This window comes from Pantoea sp. Taur (assembly GCF_009830025.1).
GTDB classification, from domain to species: Bacteria; Pseudomonadota; Gammaproteobacteria; order Enterobacterales; family Enterobacteriaceae; genus Pantoea; species Pantoea communis.
Map to the genome: position 1 here is coordinate 331,680 of NZ_SZZZ01000004.1, position 22,494 is coordinate 354,173.

Consider the following 22,494-nt stretch of genomic DNA (forward strand, 5'->3'; position numbering starts at 1 on the left):
AAAGCATCCGGTTCGAGGGGAAGGATAGATTATTTTTTAATTAGTCCTTATTTAGGATTAATGCATCCTGGCAGCATTACCGCGTTTAAAATGTGACGACGCTCCGGCTATTACTTTTTCTTCTGACCGGTGAATGGGAGCGAGTGAGAAGCAATAAAAAAGGGCTCATACGCAGTATGAACCCTTAAATCAGGTGCAATTCGATTAGGCTTTTTTCAGGCAGGAACTCATAAAGGTCTTGCGTGCATCGCCGCTGAGTTTTTTATCAGCCGCGTCGGTATTACAGGTTTTCATCTTCATTTGCTGCGGCGTCATGCTGCCCATCTTGCTGTCTTTTTTCAGACAGTCGCTCATGAAGGATTTACGCGCATCCCCTTTTAAATCCTGAGAGGAAGCGTGTTGATTACACATGGTCATTTTATTTTGTTGGGCGGTTTTCTCTGCTGCACCCGCATTACCCGCCAACAGCAGGCCTGCTGCTATCATTGCCAAAAGACACGATTTCATTGCCGGAATCTCCATAGAATTATTGCCTCTTAATCATGGCAGGAAATAAGCAATGCAGAAAAAAATATATTCCCTCGTCCAGAGCTTGCTGCGAGCACGCTAACAGCAAAATCGGTTCTTCAGCGTGGCGTGACGCTTACACGCGGGGATGATTCAGCAGCTTTTCAACGTAGTTACGCAGCAGAGTGGTATCTGGGGTTTCTGCCGCAGGGGCAAGTGGAGGCATCGCGGTGGCGATACCGGCCGCAATCTCGTTGAATTGTTCAGGATCCAGCTTACGCAGCATGGCCGTCAGCACAATTTCTAATGCCTCTACCTGGACCACTAATTCTTTTGACTCTTCTTCTTTCTCAGCCAGTTTTAGCAGAAGTTCCGCGATAAGGTTTTTCATGCGACAGGCTCAATAAGAGATGGAAAACAGACGTTAGCATTGAGGGGGTTAAAACAACAGGGATTTTTGGCGGTTTGCTTAAAATTTAGAATAAGCGCAGCGTTAAAAAAGAAACGGAATTTCAATATGTAACGGCGAAACGTTTCACTTCATTGATAGGGCTTTTTCGAAACGTTTCGCGCGTAATCATGCATTAACGTCTGGCGCTAATTAATGGGGTCCCATAAAGCCACGACCTGGACCGCCACCGCCGCCAGGACCACCCCAACCGCCTCCGCCACCCGGCGGTGGGAAGATACAACCGCTCAACGCGGTCACCAATGCCACAACGGCAGCGAGTTTAATAATACGGACCATAATTACCTCTGGATGGTGAAATCGGGCTGAGTGTATGAGGCGGTAACGGGCACGACAATACAGAATTCTCTGCAACCCGGCGCTATTCATCTCTGCTCACCACGCTTAACAAATTACTGGCACTACGCCCGCAAAAAAACCACAGAGGCATCATCATATTGAAGAAAATTTCAACCATTGCGGGCGGTCGATCACTTTACACGCCGCGCGAAATGACGCAATGTGAGCGCATTACAATCAATGAGATCTTACCATGACCCTGCCCACCCTTTCTCTCAGTGATATCCTGGCGCGTCGCGACTGGGAAAATCCGGTGATCACTAGCCTGAACCGTCTGGATGCCCATCCGCCGTTTTCCAGCTGGCGCGATGAAGTCAGTGCGCGCGACGATGCCCCTTCCCCATCACGCCAGTTACTGAATGGACAGTGGAGTTTCAGCTATTTCTCACAGCCTGAAGCGGTGCCACAAAGCTGGTTGCTGCAGGATTTGCCTGGCGCGCACTCCCTGCCCGTGCCTGCAAACTGGCAGCTGCATGGCTTTGACGCGCCAATCTACACTAACGTGCAATATCCGATTCCTGTGAATCCGCCGTTTGTTCCTAAGGATAACCCCACTGGATGTTATTCGCTCACATTTAATATCGATGAGAGTTGGCTGACGCAAGGACAAACGCGCATTGTGTTTGACGGCGTTAACTCGGCCTTTTTCCTGTGGTGTAACGGCCAGTGGATCGGCTATTCACAGGACAGCCGCCTACCAGCCGAGTTTGATCTCAGTCAGTCATTACAGCGTGGCCAGAACCGACTGGCAGTGATGGTGTTGCGCTGGAGCGATGGCAGCTATTTAGAAGATCAGGATATGTGGCGCATGAGCGGGATTTTCCGCGACGTCAGCCTGCTCCATAAGCCATCAACCCAACTGGCCGACGTGCAAATCGAAACGGCGCTGAGCCCGGAATATATCCGTGGCGATCTGCGCGTGAGTGTCAAAATTAACGCCAGTGAACGACCGCTTAATCAGTGCCGTCTGCGTGTGAGCCTGTGGCAGGACGAAACCTGCATCGGCAGTGAAGAACAAGCGCCGGGCAGTGCGGTGATCGACGAACGTGGGCATTACCCAGAGCGCGCGCTGCTGGTGCTGCCGATAAAAAATCCCCTGCTGTGGAGTGCGGAAACGCCCCATCTCTATCGTGCCGTGGTGACGCTATTGGATGACAACGGGCAGGTGATTGAAGCCGAAGCCTACGATGTCGGCTTCCGGCGTGTCAGCATTGAAAACGGTCAACTGTGCGTCAACGGCAAGGCCCTGCTGATTCGCGGCGTGAACCGTCATGAACATCATCCGGAAAATGGCCAGGTGGTGGATGAAGCCAGCATGCGGCGCGATATTGAATTAATGAAGCGCCACAACTTCAACGCCGTTCGCTGTGCGCATTATCCCAACCATCCGCGGTGGTATCGCCTGTGCGATGAATATGGCTTATATGTCGTTGATGAGGCCAATATTGAAACCCACGGCATGCAGCCAATGAACCGTTTATCGGCCGATCCACGCTGGTTCGCCGCCTATAGCGAGCGCGTCACGCGCATGGTGCAGCGCGATCGTAACCACGCTTGTATCATCATCTGGTCACTCGGCAATGAGTCCGGCCATGGCAGTACCCATGATGCGCTCTATCAATGGGTGAAAAGCAGCGATCCGACCCGTCCAGTGCAATATGAAGGCGGTGGCGCCAGTACTGCCGCCACCGATATTGTCTGCCCAATGTATGCGCGCGTCGATCAGGATCAGCCCTTCCCTGCCGTACCGAAGTGGTCATTGAAAAAATGGATTGGCCTGCCGGGTGAAACGCGTCCGCTGATCCTGTGCGAGTATGCGCACGCCATGGGCAATAGCTTCGGTGGCTTCGCCAAATACTGGCAGGCTTTCCGTCAGTTCCCGCGCCTGCAGGGCGGTTTTGTCTGGGATTGGGTCGATCAAAGCCTGACGCGTTATGACGAACAAGGCCAGCCATGGCAGGCTTACGGCGGCGATTTTGGCGACACGCCTAACGACCGTCAGTTCTGTATGAACGGTCTGGTGTTTGCCGATCGAACGCCGCATCCGGCTTTGTTTGAAGCGCAGCGTGCACAGCAATTCTTCCAGTTCCAGCGCGATGCCAGTAATGCCTGGCGTTTCACGATCTCCAGCGAGTACCTGTTCCGCAGCAGCGATAATGAAGTGCTGCGCTGGTCGATTGAACAGGATGGCGTTTCCGTCGCGCAGGGCGAACTGCCGCTGCATCTCGTCGCGCAGGGCAGCCAGACGATTGATATTCCAGCCGCTGAACATTTACAAGGGAATGCGCGGCTGAATCTCGCGGTGCATCAGATTGCTGCCACCGCATGGTCGGAAGCCGATGCCCGCGTAGCCTGGGATCAGTGGCCGCTGCCCGCCGCGTTAGTGCCCCGTGTGATTGATGCCACGCCCATCGCGCCAGAACTGATTGCCAATCACGATCTGGTTGCTGTGCAACTGCCGCAACAGCGTTGGCACTTCTCACGCCGCAGTGGCGAATTGGTGCAGTGGTTTGTTAACGATGAAGAGACAATGCTGACGTCATTGCAGGAGTGCTTTGTACGCGCGCCGATTGATAACGATATCGGCACCAGTGAAGCCGCCAATGTCGATCCCAATGCATGGGTGGAGCGCTGGAAACACGCGGGCTATAACCAGCTGGAAGCGGTGCTGCTGGATATGCAGGTCGATAGTCTGAAACACAGCGTGCTGATTGAAACCTGGCATCAGTGGCAGGCCAATGGGCAGGTGATCTTTACCAGCCACAAGCGTTATCAGATCGGTGGCAACGGTGAGTTGAGCGTCAGTGTCGAGGTGCAACAGGCGCCGGGCTTGCCTGCTCCCGCGCGCATCGGGTTGCGTTGTCAGTTGAGGAGCGCGCCGCAGAGTGTGAGCTGGCTCGGCCTGGGCCCGCATGAAAACTATCCGGATCGTCAGCTGGCGGCGCAGTTTTCACACTGGCAGCAGCCGCTGACTTCGCTGAGTACCGCCTATGTGTTTCCCGGTGAAAATGGATTGCGCTGCGGTACGCGCCAGCTTGATACCGGCAGCTGGCAGGCGAGCGGCGATTTTGCGTTCTCGCTCAGCCGCTACAGCCTCGAACAGCTGCGTGATACCTCGCATCGCCATCTGTTGCGGGAAGAGGAAGGCTGCTGGCTACACCTTGATGGCTTCCATATGGGCGTGGGCGGTGACGATTCCTGGAGCCCCAGCGTCAGCCCGGAGTTTTTGCTTTCTCAGCAGCAGTGGCACTACGCGCTGACGCTGCGCCAGTAGACTTCTTCGCCGCCTCACCTTGCTGGCTCAGCGGTGGAGTCAGCTCGGTTTTCGGGCGGCGATAGAAGCGGCGCAGAAGCAAGACATTCAACAGCACCACCACGGCGGTAGCGAAGAAGACCCAGCGATAGCCGGTCGCAGCAGACACCGCCGCACCCAATAGCGGGCCGGCCACGTTGCCGAGATACATAAAGGATTGGTTGTAGCCAAAGATGCGTCCGGTGACATTATCGCGCGAGTGGCGTACCAGCAGCGTTTGTACTGCAGGCATCATCGCGCCATCGGCAAAGCCCAGCAGGAAACGCAGCACGCCTAACTGAGTGGCGCTGGTAACGAATGACATCGCCATCAGCAACACCAGAGAAAACAGCATGGTGCCCATCAGAATGCGCTGCGTGCCAATGCGATCGCCCAGCTTACCCAAACGAGGGGCGGAGATCAGCGCCGAAACGCCCGGCAGTGCGGCAATCACACCACTGAGGAAGGCCAGATTCTGCGCATCGGGCGCCAGCTCACGCACGAACAGCGTCAGGATCGGGTTCACCGAACCGTTACACATCTGGATCACCATGGTGGTGACGAACAGACACATCATCAGGCGAGGATTGTCGAGGCTGCGGAACACCTCGCGTCCGCTCATTTTGTCCTGCTTGCTCACTGGCGTGTAGCCGGTCTCTTTGATCAGGAACAACGTGACAAGGAAGCTCACCATCAACAGCACTGCCGTGACAATAAACACCATGCGCAGTCCCAGCCAGTCAGCCAGAAGCCCGCCGATCATCGGCCCCAGAATCACGCCGCCAATTTGTCCGGTGGAGACACAGCTCAATGCCCAGCCGCTGCGCTCACGCGGAACCTGAGCGGCCACCAGCGCCATCGCATTAGGAATATAACCGGATGTCAGGCCCATTAGCGCACGCAGCAGCAGCAGTTGCCATGCTTCGGTCACAAACGCCTGCAACAGAATCACCGCGCCCATGCCAAAGGATGCGCGTAACAGCATCAGCTTGCGCCCTTTGCGGTCAGCCAGACTGCCCCACAGCGGCGCTACCGCAGCAGAGACGATGAAGGTGATACTGAAGGTGAGACCTGACCAGACGCTCAGTGCATTGGCGCCATGGATACCGAGTTCCTCAACGTAGAGCGGCAGGAAGGGAATGATCTGGCTGATGGCCAATCCAGTGAAAAAGCAGCCAAACCAGACCGAAATCAGATTGACCTTCCAGGACTCGATGGAGCGTAGCATGGGCATCTACATCAGAAAAAATGAAATGAGGGTTCAGTCTAACAACCTCATAACATCGCTGGACGGCAAAACATGGCATCGGGTTAAAAACGCAGTTTTCCGCTGCCGTGCGTGATTCTGCTCACAGCAAATAGTGTAAGGGGCACGATTTGTAGTGTCTTTATGTGCTGAAACAAACAACTCAGCAAGATAAGCGCATCGCGATAGAGAGCAAACGTGAAAAAATATGTCTATCCATTACTGACAATATTCGACGCCGCATCTATGTTTAAAAAATCACCGGCCATCGCTGGCGAGGCGCTGCCCGTTCTGGACAGTTCCCATGCTTAACCCATGTTTCCCAATGCTGCCAATAAACGGCGGTGGGCATCGTTGTCTCTGCGGAGGTCAGCCATGAGAGCACATCCTAATAGCGCCAGCCGGGCGATTACCGATTACTTCAACAGTCCTGCCTGGCATGCGCCGCACGAGAGCGATCTGCTGGCAGCGATCATGCGCGAATTGATGGATGATGGTCAGCCCGCGACCAGCAAAGCGATCATTGCGCGGGTGATTGCCAAACTGGAGTTTGAGGGGGATGAGCAGCAGCTCCAAAGCTATCGCAATCTGTTGGCGCAGTTGCTGGAAGACAGACAACAAAAGCCGTAAGGTGCCGTCATTCAGCCGCCGGGAAAATCGCCTTGTGTGCGGCGGATTTAAAGGACATTTACAGCGTTCAGGGACTTTAAGACGCGCCGTATGCGGGCGCGCCTCCATATCGTGTTACTTCACTGCGCGCAGGTGATCGGCCTCGCTGACCACCGCTTTTCCGCTTGTACGCTGGTACAGGCACAGCTCACGCCCAATCTGATTTTTCATGTGATTCTGCGGATAACGCCCTTCCAGTAGTACCGCGTCGTAGCCGACGCTGTCGTCATACTGAATCGGTTTCCCCACCACCTTCACCGCCTTCAGGCCGCTGGCTTTCAGACAGGCTTGCTGCCGGGTTTGCGCGTTTTGCTGCCAGGCGGCTTCGCTCGAGGCGTGCGCCAGTGGACTTAATAGCAGGGTGATTAGCAGAATTTTTTTGGTGTGCCTCATCGTCGCTCCTCATCAATCCAGTACGGATTAATAGATAAAAAAATTCCCGCCGAGGCGGGAAGAAACAAGACGAGCATTGCATATTCGAGAGTGACGAGGAAATCTCCGTAATGCGCAGCTATCCTCGCCCGGCGCCATGACAGCCCGATGACAATGCGATGTCCGTTTGAATTTATCCGCAATAAACCCGCGAAATTTTACCACTCTGATCAGCAGTAAAATTCAGACGGCGCAGGTTGAAGTCCATGGTGACGGCACCGTTCCACGGAATGGCGCGCACCGGCACCGCAAAGCGTTGGGTATCAAGGCTACTCAGTGGCTGGCCGATATAATTCTGATATTGCGATGCGCCACACTGATCGGTTTCGGGATCGTGGCTGACGGCAGCGGTGCTGTCCGGTTTGCTGGCGGACTGACAGGCGGTTAAGGCAAAAAAGGCCGTGGCCAGTAACGCTTTTCCATAATGGGTCACAAGTTTCTCCTCCTGGATAGTAAACGAACCATTCCCGAGAGTAACAAAGCAAGCCCTTATTGTGAAAACAATGACAGAGGATTAGTCGAATAATTGTGCTCTAACACGCGATCTTCCTCTCAACTTCCAGGATTAACCGCACGCACGGTCTAAAGTTCACGCGCTGAGTCACTACAATTAACTAAGAATTATCTGAGGTGACGATGATGGAACTTGCCATTTTTATCGGCTTTGCCATCCTGATGACCGTGGTTGCGGTGCGGGTGCGTTAAGCCCTGATGAGACGGGCGGCTAAACTGCCGCCATAACCGAGAAGCCGCACTTATTGAGCGGCTTCTTTTTCATCCTGCAAGCGCACTTTAAACGCCGCAAGTGGCATTGGCTTGCCGAGAAAATAGCCCTGCCCCTCTTCACAGGAAAGCGCCTTCAGCTCATTGAGCTGCGCTTCGGTTTCAATCCCTTCTGCCGTGATGGTGAGTGCAAATGCCCGCGCCAATCCGACAATCCCCGCCACCACTGATTGCGCCTGCCTGGATTCCGGGAACTCTTTCATCCATGATCGATCGATTTTCAAGCCATTGAACGGGAAGGTTTTGAGATAGCCTAAGGCAGCATAGCCAGTACCAAAATCATCCACCGTCAGCCGCACGCCCAGCGCACGCAACCCCTGCATGATTTCCAGCGCACGATCGGGATGCTCGAAGGTCACGTTTTCAGTGATCTCCAGTTCCAGCCGTGTGGCCGGTAAACCGCTCACCGCCAGCGCGTGTGCGACACGATCCACCAGATCGCTGTTACGGAATTCCACCGGAGAGATGTTCACGGATACGTAGCGCTGGTCGCCCCAATCGCTGGCATCATGGCAGGCGCGCATTAACACCCAGTCACTGATGGCCGCGATCAACCCATTCTCTTCCGCCAGCGGAATAAAGCGGTCAGGGGTAATCCATTGATCCTCAGCCACTTGCCAGCGAATCAGCGCTTCTGCGCCAGCCAGCTGTCCACTTTGCAGCTGGTAACGCGGCTGATAGTGCAGGGAAAACGTGTTGTTGCGCAGCGCCTCTTCAATCGCCTGCACCATATCGCGTTTCGATTGAATATGGTTGGCCATATCGTTGGAGTACCACACCCAGCGATCGCGTCCAGCCGTGCGGGCCTGACCGAGTGCAATGTCCGCCAGTCGCAGCAAGGCTTCCGGCTGGCTGGCATCCTGCGGTGCGCTGACAATCCCCATGCTGGCGGTAAGGCTCAGTTGGTGTGAGCCGGTGATAATTGGCTGATGGACGGCGCGCTGCAGCGCACGGCAACGATACTCCAGCCCGGCACGCGAGCTTTCGCGCAGCAGCAGAATAAACTCATCCCCGCCCAGCCGTGCCGCCAGTTCATCGGGACCAATCAGATTTTTCAGCCGCTGAGAAATCTCATTCAGCACCACATCGCCCACTGCGTGGCCCCATGAATCGTTGATCGGTTTGAACTGATCCAGATCGAAGCTGATCACAAACAGCGGTGCCTCTTGCGTGGCGTGTTCCAGATGCGTGGTCAGAAATTCCTGCAGTTGCATGCGGTTGGCGAGGCCAGTGAGCAGATCGTGGCGTGACAGGAACTGGATGCGCGCTTCCGCATCCACTTCATGGGTGATATCGGACACCGTGCCGCGAAAGCCGGTGCGCAAGCCGTTGCGGCGAATGGTCTTCGCCATCAGTTCACCGATACGACGCTCACCATTGGCGGCCATAAACTGGCAGCGCAGCGGCACATGCTGCATTTCATCGCCCTGACGCAGCAGCCAGGCCACCAGCGAATGGCTAGGATGGCTAAGGAGTTGATCCAGCGGGCGTCCAATCCAGCTTTTAATATCGTGTCCGGTGACTGCCGCAAAGCGCGAGGAGAGATAGCAAAGACGGCCCTGATCGTCAACTTCCCAAATCCAGTCCGAGGCCGCTTCTGCCAGATCGCGAAAACGCTCTTCACTGTTGGCCAGTTCACGCTGGCTGATGGCCAGCATTTCAAAGCGACGATCGGAAATGACGGCGTTATGCAGCGCATGGCGGATCACCCGCCGTGTCACCAAAGCAACCGCCAGTACCGTGAAACAGAGTAATGGCATCATCAGCCAGATCACCCCGAAGCCGGGATTTTTGGCCTGCCAGCGAAGCACCAGTGGCTCGCCCTGAATCACCGGTTCGACCAACCGCGGTTCATACAGCGCATCGTTTAAGCCATTGGCAATGCGCGGCGCAATCACATTGAGCGACTTGCCAAGGGCCTGCAATTTTTCCGGCGTCATGATGTTGATGAACACCATCACCGAAGCCGGGCCTGGGATGGTGGGGAGATCGGGCACCTTGCCTGGCGTGATCGGCGCAGCCACCACCAATGCCGGTTGTTGGTTGATTATCGCATTGCGCGTGATGCCATCATCAGGCTGGTGACGGGCGGCGGCCAGCAACAGTGCACTTTGCCCGCCCAACCAACTTTCCAGCGACGCCTCTGACAATTTGCCATTCACCACCGCATAGCGCGTTTTGCCGGCACCATCGATCACAAACACGCCATCGTAGTGATACTCTTTGTAGAGGCTGGGGCCAAAGTTCTCTTCGTCCCACGCCCAGACTTTGTTCACCGTCAGGTGCAAATTTTTCCAGCCTTCCCCCCAGTTCGCATAATCACGCACATCGATGATCATCTTCTCCTGCTGCTGTAGCCAGGCCTGGCGCATCAGGTTGACATCCTGCTGGATCGAGTCGCTGTTTTGTCGGTGGGCTATCACCAGCACCATCACGACTGAAAGCAGCAGCACGCCAAACAGCAACGACGTCAAGGTGCGCAAACTGCGTCGCGTCACCCGAACGGTGTGCGCTTCCATATTGGCCCTGGCAGGCAAGGTCGCGTGCCGGTGATACTCAGAATTCATGCAATATGCTCGCAAAACAGAGGCAGCAAAAGAGAAGACAGAGTGCGCGTTCAAGACGCCTCTGTCCTGTAATGGTTTTTTCGGTTATCGGCGCAGGCCGCCGCAGATTTAGTCCTCGCGGCGGAATTTTTGAGCAGTGCGATTCTGTGTGGGGCCATCTCGACAGCAATGATCGCCATTGCTACTATGCGTTTTCCTCTGCCCATTGAGCTGATTATGGACACCCAATCCGACAAAGTGACGCTGACGCTGTTCTATGCCGCGAGCTTTGTGGTGTATTACGTCGTGACCATGCTGATTACGCTGTTTCCCAACTACGGGGCGCTGCGTAATAACGGTTTACTGGTGCCGGTGCTCTGCTTGTTCGAATTCGCGGTAATTTACCCGCTGTATCGTTTTTACTGCCAACGCCGCACTGACATTCCGCTGGGATATCTGCGTCCCGGCCAGGCGTTGCTGTTTGTGGGTGCGCTGGTGGCACTGATGGTGGCGCAAACGCAATTCCTGCAACCGGAAGGCTGGTTGATTGCCCAGAGCCAACAGGGTCGCAGTTCGATGTTGATCCTGCTGCTGACCGCCGTGCTGCTCGCGCCAGTGTTTGAAGAGGTGTTGTTCCGCGGTTTTCTGTTACAGGGGTTTCTGTTATGGGCGCCGAAAAGTCGCTTCGCCTGCATGCTACTCACCTCGCTGCTGTTCGCCGCGATGCACACGCAGTACGTGCACTGGGAGACCATCGTGGCCCTGACGCTGTTTTCACTGTTGCTGTGTTACGCCCGTCTGCGCAGCAATAGCCTCGCGCTGCCCATCTTCCTGCATACGCTGAATAACCTGATCGCGATTCTGCCCGCCTGGTTCTATGCATAAAAAAACAGCGCAAGAGATTGCGCTGTTTTCAGAATAAAAGCATCAGGAAATGGCCGAGTCTTTGTGTTTGTCCGCCTCAAAATGGGCTTTGAACTGCTCGTAAATAGAAATCATGTTTGAAGCATCGCCTTGCATTGGGCTGAGTTTGCCTGCACGCACCAGTTCAATCACCAGTTGCAGCGCGGCTTGTTTTGGGCTGCTGGCCGGATGGGCAATTTCGTTCAACATTGGTCACTCACTCATCATTTTTGTCAGGGCCGCACAGTTTAGCTCAGATTGTCATGGTGATGTGTGTCCGGCTGGTTATAATCTCACCGTTCGCACCACAAGGCCGCTCAAGGTGATCATTGACTCTCCTGCCGTTTGGCTATACTGGATTAAAAAAAGGAACGAACAGCCACTGCTTCCGTATCATCAGGAACGTGTTTAAGGAGTCCAATCATGCTGATTGGTTTTGTGTTGTTAGTGAGCGCGTGTGGACATGATGCCTGTGACGCCTTACCGGTGTCAGAACGTATCTACCCGACCAAAGTGGCCTGTGAGCAAATGGCCGACCGCATCCATAAAGTTCGACCGAATGTGGTCCTGCTGTGCGGGGAAGTGCACCGTTAATTCGGTGCCAGTTTTATTTGAGCTGTACAAAAATAAGCCAGACGGCATTGCAAGATCGGCGCATAGCGTCCAAAATATAAGCTGCTTTACACTATTACCGTTGTGAATCCCATGAAGAAGACTCGCCCCCGTCGTCCAAACGGACGCTGGGTTTATTACATTTTGTATGATGGCATTCTCTGGCCCTGCCCGGTGCGCTGGGAGTGGGAGAGCAGCTTTGAAGGCTGGTTGCCATTCTACTACTCGCCGACCTTTGAGTTTGTGGCGGGCGACCCACGCAAGGCCTATCGCATTGCGCGCAGCAGTGTGCGTAACGTTCGCCATCCAGACAGCGAGTACGCCTGAATCAACCGAGTTGCCATGGCAACCAGGAGGCGGTCAGCAGATAGTGCACCCCTTCCAGCACCAGAATCACCATCACTAGCACGCCGAGCTTATGGCGGCAGATCCAGTCTTTCAACCCCATATCATCGCCGCCCAGCGAATCAGCATCAGCGCGCCGCAGATGCACAGCAGCACCACAATCATTTTCCAGTGTTTAGTTGCAGCCAGTTTTTTCCCCACGCATCCTCCAGACGGCAGAAAGCAACGATGCGCCCTAAGGCGCATCGTTATTCTACCGCTGGTAACCCGTAAGGGCGATTAATTATTCAGCGTATAGTCCAGGCTAATTTCAGCATTCAGGACTTGTGACACCGGGCAGCCCGCTTTGGCTTTCTGAATAATCTCATCAAATTTGGCGCTATCGATACCTGGCAGCGCGATGGTGCTGGTGAGTGCAATTTTGGTAATGGCAAAACCTTCACCTTTCTTGTCCAGCGACACATCCGCAGTGGTGTCGATGCTTTTAGGCGGATGCCCAGCCTGACCCAGCATCAGCGACAACGCCATGGAGAAGCACGCCGCATGTGCAGCACCGATCAGCTCTTCCGGATTCGTGCCCTTCTCACCCTCAAAGCGGGTATTGAAGCCATAAGGCTGGTTGCTCAGCACGCCGCTTTCGGTGCTCACGGTACCCTTGCCTTTGATGTCGCCTTCCCAATGGGCCGATCCTTTCTTATGAATGGTCATGTCATTCCTCCTGTTAGTCAGACAGCAGTCAGTATAGACAACGCCTCTAATTTTGCTTTCCGCAACTCAGCTCACGGCACGTGGTCGAGCCGGATGTAGACCCGCTTCGCTCAGCAGCGCATTCGCCTGCACCAGCGAGTCCTGGGTGATCTCAGCAATGCTTTTGGCCCCGGTCAGCGTCATCGCCACTTTCATCTCTTTTTCGATCAAATTCAGCAAATTCTCAACGCCACGCTGACCATGCGTCGCCAGCGCATAGATAAAGGCGCGGCCCAACAGGACAGTGTCTGCACCGAGCGCGATCATGCGCACCACATCCAACCCGTTGCGGATACCACTGTCGGCCAGAATGGCAATATCGCCTTTCACGGCGTCTGCAATGGCGGGCAGTGCGCGCGCCGATGACAGCACGCCATCCAGCTGGCGTCCGCCATGGTTAGAGACCACAATGCCGTCCGCGCCGAAGCGCACCGCATCACGCGCATCTTCGGGATCCAGAATGCCTTTGATCACCATTGGGCCATCCCAAAACTCACGAATCCACTCCAGATCTTTCCATGAGATCGACGGATCAAAGTTATTGGCCAGCCAGCCAATGTAATCTTCCAGCCCCGTAGGTTTACCGAGATAGGCTGAGATATTACCGAGATCGTGCGGACGGCCATGCAGCCCCACATCCCACGCCCACTGCGGATGCGTTACCGCCTGCCAGTAGCGACGCATCGCCGCGTTTGGCCCGCTCATGCCCGAATGCGCATCGCGATAGCGTGCGCCCGGTGTCGGCATGTCTACGGTAAAGACCAGCGTCGAGCAGCCCGCCGCTTTCGCGCGTTCCAGTGCGTTACGCATGAAGCCACGATCGCGCAGCACATACAGCTGGAACCACATCGGACGATTAATGGCTGGCGCCACCTCTTCAATCGGACACAGCGATACCGTGGAGAGCGTGAACGGAATACCTTTCAGTGCCGCTGCACGCGCGGCCTGCACTTCCCCACGTCGCGCGTACATGCCGCACAACCCCACAGGCGCTAACGCCACCGGCATCGACAGCGTTTCGTTGAACAGTTTGGTTTCCAGACTGAGATCGGACATGTTCTTCAGCACCCGCTGACGCAGCGCCACGTCCGACAGATCGGACACATTGCGCTTCAGGGTGTGTTCGGCATACGCGCCGCCGTCAAGGTAGTGGAACAGGAACGGGGGCAGGATGCGTTGCGCCGCGGTGCGATAGTCACTGGCTGCAGAGATGATCATCAGTTTTTTTCCTTACGATTATCCAGGGATTCGCCTGGCAAGCGGGTAATGCGCGCCTGTCGGGCTTCATCTTCATGGAGCGATTTCAAGGTGGTATGTACAAAGCCGAGGTGATCCATCGCCGCCTGGCGTGCCGCCTCGGCATCACCGGCCATCACCGCATCGAACATCGCCTGATGCTGTTCATTCAGGCGATTAAAAATCACCGGCTGGGTGTACATGCGCTGGCGGCTGTGCAGTACCGAAGACTGCAGCAAATCGAAGAAACCACGCATGGTTTGCAGTAGCACCACATTGTGCGAGGCCTCAGCAATAGCGAGATGGAAGCGCAGGTCGGCCTGCGCCGCGATATCGGGATCGTCACAGTCGTGCATCTTGAGCAGAGCATCAAAGGCAAGACGCAGCTTCTCTTTATCCGCTTCAGTGGCACGCAAGGCGGCGTGCCAGGCGGTACTGGCTTCGATGGCGTGACGCGCTTCCAGGATATCCCAACGATAATCCGGGTCGTCCGCCAGCAGTTGGCGAATCGGTTCGACAATCCGCTGTTCTGACCAGGGCTCCTGCGGCTCACACAGCCAGGTACCGCCGCCGCGTTTACTGATTAACACGCCGCTACTGATCAGCTGCTGAATCGCCTCACGCAATGATGAGCGTGACACACCGAACTCAGCGGCCAGCTGGCGCTCGGCCGGTAAGCGCATACCCGGCTCCAGCTGGTGTTCCTCAATCCAGGCGAGCAATCGCGCCCGTAGCGTTTCCGCTAATCGCGGCGTGTTTTCTGTCATGGAATCATCCAGGTTAAGACATAAGCTTGCAGCGTTGTGATCACCCCCACCATGCAGGTGAAGATCAGACTGTGTTTAACGGTAAAGCGGAACAGATCCGACTCTTTACCCACCAGCCCCACGGCGGCGCAGGCGATGGCGATCGACTGAGGTGAAATCATCTTACCCGTCACGCCACCCGTGGTGTTGGCGGCCACCAGCAGCACATCCGACACACCAATCTGCTGCGCGGTGGTGGCCTGCAACGCCGCGAACAACGCATTTGAAGAAGTATCAGATCCTGTCAGAAACACGCCAAGCCAGCCAAGGAACGGCGAGAAGAAAGTAAAGGCATTGCCGGTGTGCGCCAGCGCTAAGGCCAGTGTGGCAGACAATCCGGAGTAGTTGGAGATAAAGGCGAAGGCCAGCACCATACCGATGGAGTAGATGGGCAGTGCCAGTTCTTTCAGCGTCTCACCGAAGGTCTGGATCGCCGCAGCGGGCTTCATACGCAGCCAGATCACGGACAGCACCGCCGCCACGATAATCGCTGTACCGGTGGCTGACAGCACATCAAACTTGAAGATGGCCGCATAAGGCGTTGCCGCACTCACCACCGGCGGCATACGTGCCACCAGCTCATGCAGCAGCGGTACCGGAACGCTGAACACCCAGTCATACATCACGCCACCTTTAGCAAACAGCGCCTTGAACGGCGGAATGCTCCACAGAGTGACGGTAGCCGTGAGGAACAGGAATGGCATCCACGCGCGCACAATCTGGCCCAGCGTATAGCGCTGAGAGGTTTGCGTCGGGTCAACGGCGGTTTTCTCATCGAAACGGAAAATACGTACTGGCTTCCAGCGGCGCAGGAACAGCGTGAGGCAGATAAGAGAGGCCAGTGACGAGATGATGTCCGGCAATTCCGGGCCAAGGAAGTTGGAGCTGAGGAACTGCGCAATGGCGAACGATCCGCCCGCGACGATCACCGCTGGCCATGTTTCCTTGATACCGCGCCAGCCATCCATAATCGCCATGATCCAGAACAGCACAATGAGGGTCAGGAACGGCAATTGACGCCCGGCCATCTGGCCAATCTGGAAGCTGTCGAGTCCGGTGACTTGACCGGCGACAATAATCGGAATCCCCATCGCACCAAAGGCTACTGGCGCGGTGTTGACGATCAAGCATAAGCCAGCCGCGTACAGCGGATTAAAGCCCAATCCCACCAGCAGGGCTGCGGTGATTGCCACCGGTGCGCCAAAACCCGCCGCCCCTTCGAGAAACGCGCCGAAGGAGAATCCGACGATCAGCATCTGCAAGCGCTGATCGGGTGTGATGGAGAGGATCGAAGCACGGATGATGTCGAATTGCCCGGTTTTCACCGAGATTTTATACACAAACACCGCCGCGACAATGATCCAGGCGATTGGCCACAGGCCGTACAGGAAGCCATACACCACGGAAGCCAGCGCCTGGCCCAACGGCATGCCATACAGGAACAGCGCCACCAGCAGTGCAATCACCACCGTGGCGGTGCCCGCCTGATAGCCTTTCAGCTTGAGCTTCAGCAGGGCGAAGAAGAAGAACACAATCGGGATCACCGCCACCAGGCTGGAGAGCCACAGATTGTTGAGAGGATCGTAGTTTTGTTGCCACACCGGCATGCCGTTATCTCCAGAGGTTACCAGATGAGTGCGGCGCAACGGCAATGCAGGTTTGCGCCACAGGTCTTGCCCTTCTGATCATCGAAATTGGTAGGACCAAAATGCGATGCGGGGCTTTCTGGCTCCAGATAGTTAATGCATTGTTAACCTAAAGCAACGAAGCTGGAGTGATTTTTCGTGTTCTGTGACGATGCGGCAACATTTAAATCGATTTGGTAGGACCAATCATCATTCTGTCTGACCAAAGGCCCGATGATAACTGTGGGGATGAAAGCGAAGGTTCAGCACAATCAATCCCACCGTCACGGCCCCCTGCATCATCCACACGCTGCTAAAACTGTGCGTCATCGCCTGCAACTGTCCGGCGATAAACGGCATACACCCTGCGATGATGAAACCTGCGCCCTGCATAAACGCCACCAGTCGAGCGCCGGCCTGCGGATGCGGCAGGTGATCGAGCGCCAGCACCATCGCCAGCGGGAACGCGGCCCCTAAACCAAATCCGGCAATCGCCGCCCACAACCATGGCGCCATCAGGGGGGCAAACAGGAAGCCGCACATACCCAGCAATTGGCACACTAAACTGATAATCAGCTGTGGACGGCGATCCGCCTTGCGCGCCAGTAATGGCATCAATAACGCGCCAGCCACCTGACAGAGAATCATTACGCCCAGCAGCGAACCTCCTGCCTGCGCTGACCAGCCAAGATGATGATAGGTATCAGGAAGCCAGGCCACGCAGGTGGCGTAGCCGCCATTCACCAGGCCAAAACTGAGTGCCAGCGACCAGGCGCGCGGTTTGCGCCATAGCGAGGGCATAGATACCGTCTCTGCGCTTTGCGCCACCGGCACACGCACGATCCACCACAGCACAATCGCCAGCAATACGGGCAATGCCCAACCGGTGAGCGCCAGTGACCAGCCGAAATGCGCACTGAGCCACGGCGAGAGTGCTGCCCCCAATCCTCCGCCGCCCATTAACGCGCCCGCCCACAACCCGGTAACGGGGGCGCTGCGCTGGGCAAAGCGCTGGCGGATCAACCCTGGCATCGCCATCTGCACCACGCCAACCCCCAGCCCGGCAAAAAGCGCGCTGACCACCAGCCATTGCCCGTCGTGAATCACACCGCGTGCGGCCAGCGCCAGCAGCAGCAGAACCAGCCCGGCGATCAACAAACGTTGCAGCGGAACACGTTGCATCAGGGAGGCACTGAGTAGCGCCACCGCGCCCATCATCACCATCGGTACGGCGGGTAACAACGAAGCGGCAATGGAAGAGAGGCTCATGGCCTGGCGCAGTTCGCCCAGCAATGGGCTAACAGAAGTCAGTAACGGACGCATATTGAGCCCGGCCAGCACCAAAGCGGCGAGCGTCAATCCGTTGGAATGTCGGTTCATACACAATCCTGCAGTAGAAAGGTTGTCAGGGTCGCAGCAATGGTTACTATTTGGAAATGAAATAACACCATAGCGATCAGTGGAAAAATGAATCGTCAGCCGATGTTTACGCCGCAGCAGTTACTTAGTTTTGTTGCGGTATGCGAAACCGCCAGCTTTACGCGCGCCGCCGACCGCGTGCATCTATCGCAATCCACCGTCAGCCAGCAGGTGCGCCGCCTGGAGGAGATGATTGGCAAAGCGTTGCTGGAGCGCACCTCGCATCAGGTGGTCTTAACTGAAGAGGGAGAGAAATTACTGGGCTATGCCCGCCGCATTATTGCGCTCAACGGTGAAGCGCACGATGTGCTGAGCGACAAGTGGCGCGATGGCGTCCTGCGCCTCGGTGTACCGGAGGATTTTGCCGCCCCTACCGCAGCTCTGTTAGCGCAGTTTAGCCGAGAGCATCCTCAGTTGCGCCTCGATGTGATGAGCGGCATGTATGTCGACTTGCATCGTGCGTGGCAGCGAGAAGAGCTGGATATCATGCTGATCAAGCAACCCGGCGGTGAACGCCCATTGGCAGCGCGACCGGAACCCCTGCTGTGGCTGGACAGCGCCGAACACCCCTGCTTTGAGCAGACGCCAGTGCCGCTGGTGGTATTTCCCCAGCAGGGACTGTATCGCGAGGAGATGTGTCAGACGCTGGATGCGCTGGGCCGCAGCTGGCGCATCAGCTACAGCAGCGCCAGTCTGGTGGCACTCGCCAGTGCCAGCGCGGCCGGATTAGGTTTAACGCTGCTGCCTGCCAGTTGTCGCCTGCCCGGCCATCGTGTGCTGGACGAAGCCGCAGGCTTACCGCCGATCAGCCACTTTGAGCTGGCGCTGTTTTGCCGCTCTCCACAGGATGATTTGCAACAGGCGCTGGCCGTGGCGTTAGTGGAATTTGGCCAGTTAAAGTGGCAGTGATTTTTCCACTGCTCAGCAGTGGGAAATATCGCAGCGCCGCGCCCTGGGTTTTGCCAGATTAACGTTTTCCTTGTTGACTGGAGCCTCTGATGCACCTCACTTCACCTAGCCGTCGCGATTTCATTAGCCAGGGCGTCCGCCTCACCGCAGCCGGAAGCCTGCTGGCTGCCGGCATGAGCGCCGCCGCTCCCTCACACTCTTCTGCCGCAGCGCCAATCTCTACGCCGCCACCGCGCGTGGATCATTACCAATTGCTCAACGTACGCCTCGAGGAAGGCTTTGAGCGTGAGGGCAACGACATCATCGCGACGCGTACTGCGCTTTACGATATCACCGTCAAAGACGGCAAATTTGCCGCCATCGAAGCCGCTGGTAAAGCGCGCAACGCCGACATTCCGCAGTGGGATGCCGAAGGCTCGCTGCTGTTGCCACGCACCCGCGACATGCACATCCACCTGGACAAAACATTTTACAGCGGCCCCTGGCAAGCCCCACGTCCGCGCCAGGGCAAAACCATCATGGATATGATCGCCCGTGAGCAGGTATTGATCCCGCAGTTGCTCCCAACCTCGCAGGCGCGTGCCGAAGCTTTGATCGGTTTGCTGCACAGTAAAGGCACCACCGAAGCACGCAGCCACTGCAACATTGATCCGGTGAGTGGCCTAAAAAGCCTGGAGCATCTGAAGCGGGCGCTGGCGAACCACCCCGAATTTCCCTGTGAAATTGTCGCCTTCCCACAGCACGGTTTACTGCATTCAAAAGTGGATGGCCTGATGCGCGAAGCGATGCAGATGGGCGTGCAGTACGTTGGCGGATTGGATCCCACCAATGTGGATGGCGCGATGCAGGCCTCGCTGGATGCCATGTTCCAGATTGCGCTCGATTTTGATCGTGGCGTCGATATCCATCTGCACGAAACCGCACCTTCTGGCATGGCGGCCATTCAGTATATGGTGGACACCATCGCGAAGAACCCGCCGCTCAAAGGCAGAGTGACGCTGAGCCATGGCTTTGCGCTGGCCACGCTGGAAGGCAAAACGCTCGATAAGATGATTGCAGGCATGGCTGAACAACAGATGAGCGTGGCGTCCACCATCCCCATCGGCAAACTCACCATGCCGTTACCGCAATTGCAGGCCGCGGGCATCACGGTAATGACCGGCACCGACAGCGTGATCGATCACTGGTCACCGTTTGGCACCGGCAGCATGCTGGAGAAAGCCAACCTGTATGCACAACTCTATCGCGGTTCGGATGAGTTTGGTTTGAGCCGGGCACTGCACATTGCCACCGGCGGCATCTTGCCGCTATCGAACCAGGGCGAGCGCCAGTGGCCAAAAGTCCAGGATGACGCCAGCATGATGCTGGTTGAAGCAAGCTGCTCCGCTGAGGCTGTCGCCCGCATCTCGCCGGTACGAGCCACCTTCCACAGCGGTATGCCGGTGTTCAGCGTCTGAGATCAAAAAAGCCTCCTTACGGAGGCTTGATGAACGAAAAATGCAGGGGCGGCAAGCGCCCCATGCGAGTTGCTGGATTTACGATAACATCTGAATCGCCAGCGCGTATAAACGCTGGTTTTCATCGTCGCTAACAGGCTCTTCTTCCGCGTAACAGGCAATCATGGAGCTGACTTTATCCGAAGACAGGGTCTCTCCGTGCAGATGCAGGGTTAACACGGCGCGGCCGACGATTTTCAGAATGTCTTCGTTTTGTCCCTGGACGTAAAGACTCAAAGTGGACCTCTGAATATATTATTGTTTGCCAAATGGCGCGCCAAATATAAAGCAAAACGGCAGGTTATTTTAATCGGAATTTTACCCATCTTAAGTGACACATAAGCGTAACATAGACAAAAACAGGTCAAAAAGACGCTATATAGTCCCTTTATCAACGCTAATTGCACCTTTTCATTCAGGAAAGACGTTTCACATCTTTTGAAGCAACCGGTCACAAAGAGTAAAATGATTAGAATTTTACACCTATTAAAGGCGAAAATTTAATCAAACGATCATCGCGCTAATTGATTTCAATGCGTTATCAATTGCGCAATTTGCATTGCCGATAGCAGCCCTTTCTGCGAGACTGACCGCCGCAATCCTGACCGCTATTTGAGACATTCCCGTGACCGCTTTTTCTACCCTGACGCAACTCCCTGCCAGCCAACTCGACAACCTGCGCGAGATGGGCTTCGACGCCATGACACCTATTCAGGCGGCTTCATTGCCCGCCATTCTTGAAGGGCGCGATGTACGTGCGCAGGCGAAAACCGGCAGCGGTAAAACGGCAGCCTTTGGTATTGGCTTGCTGCAGCGCATTGACAACACCCGAACCCAAACTCAGGCGTTGATTCTATGTCCAACGCGTGAACTGGCCGATCAGGTGAGTAATGTGCTGCGTCAGCTGGCACGTTTTACCCGCAACATCAAAATATTGACGCTGTGCGGCGGTCAACCGATGAGTGCGCAGCGCGATTCGCTGGTGCACGCACCGCATATTGTGGTCGGCACGCCGGGCCGCATCCTTGATCACCTGAAGCGCGACAACCTCGATCTCACCGCACTGCAAACGCTGGTGTTAGATGAAGCCGATCGCATGCTGGAGATGGGCTTCCGAGACGATATGGAAGCGATCATTGGTTTCACGCCGGATGCACGCCAGACGCTGCTGTTCTCTGCCACCTGGCCGGATACCATCGCCAGCCTCAGCCAGCGTTTCCAGCGCGATGCATTGGCCGTGGCCACGGAAGACAAAGCGGAACTGCCTGCTATTGATCAGCAATTTATCGAAGCCAGCGTCAGTGAGCGTGGCAATCTGCTCAGTGCCCTGCTCAGCCAGCAGCAGCCCGCTTCTTGCGTGGTGTTCTGTAATACCAAACGTGAGTGTGATGACGTTGCAGCGGCATTGAACGATCGTCAAATCAGTGCACTGGCACTGCATGGCGATCTGGAGCAGCGCGATCGTGAACGAGTGCTGATCCGTTTCGCCAACGGCAGCATCCGCGTACTGATTGCCACCGACGTGGCTGCACGCGGGCTGGATATCAAATCGCTGGCGTTGGTGGTGAACTTCCAGCTGGCATGGGATCCTGAAGTGCATATCCATCGCATCGGTCGTACCGGTCGTGCAGGCGAAAAAGGACTGGCGGTCAGCTTCGTCGCGCCCGATGAAATGGTGCGGGCTAATGCGCTGGAAGAGTATCTGAGCCAGAAACTCAACTGGGTTTCCTCCGCTACCCTGAAAGGGAAAGCGGCGCAAGCTCTGCCTGCCACCAAAATGACGCTGTGCATTGATGGTGGTCGTAAAGCCAAAATCCGCCCTGGCGATATCCTCGGCGCGCTCACCGGTGAAGCCGGATTCAGCGCTGATCAAATCGGTAAGATCGACCTGACACAAACCCACGCTTATGTGGCGATCGATGCCGCACAAGCGAAGAAAGCGCTGATCAAACTGAAAGAAGGCAAGATCAAAGGCAAAAGCGTCCGCGCCATCCTGCTGAAGTAATCCCCTATGCGCGAGGGTATTCACTCTCGCGCTAAATTTTCTGCCCCGCCCCTTCATTTTTTTTCCGCGCTGCCGATAAGTTAATCATTGCCCCTTTACCCAGCCCAG

23 protein-coding genes are annotated in these 22,494 nt (G+C 55.9%); 8 read left to right on the forward strand and 15 right to left on the reverse strand.

Annotation, left to right across the window (positions count from 1 at the left end; translation table 11 throughout):
• Positions 1 to 204: 204 nt before the first annotated feature.
• The 3 genes from FD744_RS08350 to FD744_RS25325 all read right to left on the reverse strand — a co-directional run bounded on the left by FD744_RS08350 (position 205) and on the right by FD744_RS25325 (position 1,255).
• On the reverse strand, positions 205 to 507 hold the full coding sequence (locus FD744_RS08350; RefSeq protein ID WP_034830548.1) for a PsiF family protein: 303 nt from the start codon (positions 505 to 507) through the stop codon (positions 205 to 207).
• Between the two features lie 136 nt (positions 508 to 643).
• The gene (gene iraP / locus FD744_RS08355; protein WP_034830496.1) at positions 644 to 898 is read right to left on the reverse strand and encodes an anti-adapter protein IraP; all 255 of its coding nucleotides are present in this window, start codon (positions 896 to 898) and stop codon (positions 644 to 646) included.
• 210 nt (positions 899 to 1,108) lie between these two features.
• Complete coding sequence (locus FD744_RS25325; RefSeq protein ID WP_166933682.1) at positions 1,109 to 1,255, reverse strand: hypothetical protein; 147 nt, start codon at positions 1,253 to 1,255, stop codon at positions 1,109 to 1,111.
• Between the two features lie 253 nt (positions 1,256 to 1,508).
• On the opposite strand from FD744_RS25325, the gene FD744_RS08360 reads away from it, so the two are divergent.
• Complete coding sequence (locus tag FD744_RS08360) at positions 1,509 to 4,589, forward strand: beta-galactosidase (RefSeq protein ID WP_160867959.1); 3,081 nt, start codon at positions 1,509 to 1,511, stop codon at positions 4,587 to 4,589.
• Here FD744_RS08360 and FD744_RS08365 read toward each other — a convergent pair.
• Positions 4,528 to 5,835: a multidrug efflux MFS transporter gene (locus FD744_RS08365; protein ID WP_034830491.1), complete on the reverse strand. Its 1,308-nt coding sequence runs from the start codon at positions 5,833 to 5,835 to the stop codon at positions 4,528 to 4,530. The genes FD744_RS08360 and FD744_RS08365 overlap by 62 nt on opposite strands.
• Positions 5,836 to 6,228: 393 nt before the next feature.
• Here FD744_RS08365 and FD744_RS08370 point away from each other — a divergent pair, with 393 nt between their 5' ends.
• Complete coding sequence (locus FD744_RS08370) at positions 6,229 to 6,483, forward strand: biofilm development regulator YmgB/AriR family protein (protein WP_034830488.1); 255 nt, start codon at positions 6,229 to 6,231, stop codon at positions 6,481 to 6,483.
• Between the two features lie 114 nt (positions 6,484 to 6,597).
• On the opposite strand, the gene FD744_RS08375 is transcribed toward FD744_RS08370, so the two are convergent.
• The 3 genes from FD744_RS08375 to FD744_RS08385 all read right to left on the reverse strand — a co-directional run bounded on the left by FD744_RS08375 (position 6,598) and on the right by FD744_RS08385 (position 10,304).
• Positions 6,598 to 6,915 carry a hypothetical protein gene (locus FD744_RS08375; RefSeq protein ID WP_160867960.1) on the reverse strand — a complete coding sequence of 106 codons (318 nt, stop codon included), beginning with the start codon at positions 6,913 to 6,915 and terminating at the stop codon, positions 6,598 to 6,600.
• Between the two features lie 172 nt (positions 6,916 to 7,087).
• Entirely contained in the window at positions 7,088 to 7,387 is a 300-nt protein-coding gene (locus FD744_RS08380; protein ID WP_045833892.1) for an I78 family peptidase inhibitor, read from the reverse strand.
• A gap of 322 nt (positions 7,388 to 7,709) precedes the next feature.
• Entirely contained in the window at positions 7,710 to 10,304 is a 2,595-nt protein-coding gene (locus FD744_RS08385) for an EAL domain-containing protein (protein ID WP_160867961.1), read from the reverse strand.
• Positions 10,305 to 10,520: 216 nt separating this feature from the next.
• Here FD744_RS08385 and FD744_RS08390 point away from each other — a divergent pair, with 216 nt between their 5' ends.
• Positions 10,521 to 11,168, forward strand: coding sequence for a CPBP family intramembrane glutamic endopeptidase (locus FD744_RS08390; protein WP_034830547.1), 648 nt, complete (start codon positions 10,521 to 10,523; stop codon positions 11,166 to 11,168).
• Positions 11,169 to 11,210: 42 nt separating this feature from the next.
• On the opposite strand, the gene FD744_RS08395 is transcribed toward FD744_RS08390, so the two are convergent.
• The gene (locus FD744_RS08395; RefSeq protein WP_034830477.1) at positions 11,211 to 11,396 is read right to left on the reverse strand and encodes a hypothetical protein; all 186 of its coding nucleotides are present in this window, start codon (positions 11,394 to 11,396) and stop codon (positions 11,211 to 11,213) included.
• 213 nt (positions 11,397 to 11,609) lie between these two features.
• On the opposite strand from FD744_RS08395, the gene FD744_RS25330 reads away from it, so the two are divergent.
• Together FD744_RS25330 and FD744_RS08400 are read left to right on the forward strand one after the other, a co-directional pair.
• Positions 11,610 to 11,780, forward strand: coding sequence for a hypothetical protein (locus tag FD744_RS25330; RefSeq protein ID WP_007887091.1), 171 nt, complete (start codon positions 11,610 to 11,612; stop codon positions 11,778 to 11,780).
• Positions 11,781 to 11,891: 111 nt separating this feature from the next.
• Positions 11,892 to 12,125: a hypothetical protein gene (locus tag FD744_RS08400; RefSeq protein WP_034830475.1), complete on the forward strand. Its 234-nt coding sequence runs from the start codon at positions 11,892 to 11,894 to the stop codon at positions 12,123 to 12,125.
• Between the two features lie 111 nt (positions 12,126 to 12,236).
• Here the strand turns inward: FD744_RS08400 and yniD are convergent, their stop codons facing one another.
• From yniD to FD744_RS08425, 6 genes are all read right to left on the reverse strand, one after another.
• Positions 12,237 to 12,344, reverse strand: a complete 108-nt coding sequence (gene yniD, locus FD744_RS25960) for a small membrane protein YniD (protein WP_097117533.1) — start codon at positions 12,342 to 12,344, stop codon at positions 12,237 to 12,239.
• A 78-nt stretch (positions 12,345 to 12,422) separates the two neighbouring features.
• Complete coding sequence (locus tag FD744_RS08405) at positions 12,423 to 12,851, reverse strand: OsmC family protein (RefSeq protein ID WP_034830472.1); 429 nt, start codon at positions 12,849 to 12,851, stop codon at positions 12,423 to 12,425.
• A 66-nt stretch (positions 12,852 to 12,917) separates the two neighbouring features.
• Positions 12,918 to 14,108 carry an FMN-dependent L-lactate dehydrogenase LldD gene (gene lldD / locus FD744_RS08410; protein WP_160867962.1) on the reverse strand — a complete coding sequence of 397 codons (1,191 nt, stop codon included), beginning with the start codon at positions 14,106 to 14,108 and terminating at the stop codon, positions 12,918 to 12,920.
• The gene (lldR, locus tag FD744_RS08415) at positions 14,108 to 14,893 is read right to left on the reverse strand and encodes a transcriptional regulator LldR (RefSeq protein ID WP_034830467.1); all 786 of its coding nucleotides are present in this window, start codon (positions 14,891 to 14,893) and stop codon (positions 14,108 to 14,110) included. The genes lldD and lldR overlap by 1 nt, the downstream gene beginning before the upstream one ends.
• Entirely contained in the window at positions 14,890 to 16,539 is a 1,650-nt protein-coding gene (lldP, locus tag FD744_RS08420; RefSeq protein ID WP_160834020.1) for an L-lactate permease, read from the reverse strand. The genes lldR and lldP overlap by 4 nt, the downstream gene beginning before the upstream one ends.
• A gap of 228 nt (positions 16,540 to 16,767) precedes the next feature.
• Positions 16,768 to 17,937 (reverse strand): cyanate transporter, encoded by a 1,170-nt coding sequence (locus tag FD744_RS08425; protein WP_160867963.1) that lies wholly within the window; start codon positions 17,935 to 17,937, stop codon positions 16,768 to 16,770.
• Positions 17,938 to 18,024: 87 nt separating this feature from the next.
• Between FD744_RS08425 and FD744_RS08430 the strand changes: the two genes are divergently transcribed.
• Positions 18,025 to 18,885, forward strand: a complete 861-nt coding sequence (locus FD744_RS08430; RefSeq protein WP_160867964.1) for a LysR family transcriptional regulator — start codon at positions 18,025 to 18,027, stop codon at positions 18,883 to 18,885.
• An 89-nt stretch (positions 18,886 to 18,974) separates the two neighbouring features.
• Positions 18,975 to 20,342, forward strand: a complete 1,368-nt coding sequence (locus FD744_RS08435) for an amidohydrolase family protein (RefSeq protein ID WP_160867965.1) — start codon at positions 18,975 to 18,977, stop codon at positions 20,340 to 20,342.
• A 78-nt stretch (positions 20,343 to 20,420) separates the two neighbouring features.
• Here FD744_RS08435 and FD744_RS08440 read toward each other — a convergent pair whose 3' ends face one another.
• The gene (locus FD744_RS08440) at positions 20,421 to 20,618 is read right to left on the reverse strand and encodes a hypothetical protein (protein ID WP_038648725.1); all 198 of its coding nucleotides are present in this window, start codon (positions 20,616 to 20,618) and stop codon (positions 20,421 to 20,423) included.
• A gap of 388 nt (positions 20,619 to 21,006) precedes the next feature.
• Between FD744_RS08440 and dbpA the strand changes: the two genes are divergently transcribed.
• On the forward strand, positions 21,007 to 22,386 hold the full coding sequence (gene dbpA / locus FD744_RS08445; RefSeq protein WP_160867966.1) for an ATP-dependent RNA helicase DbpA: 1,380 nt from the start codon (positions 21,007 to 21,009) through the stop codon (positions 22,384 to 22,386).
• Positions 22,387 to 22,494 lie beyond the last annotated feature (108 nt).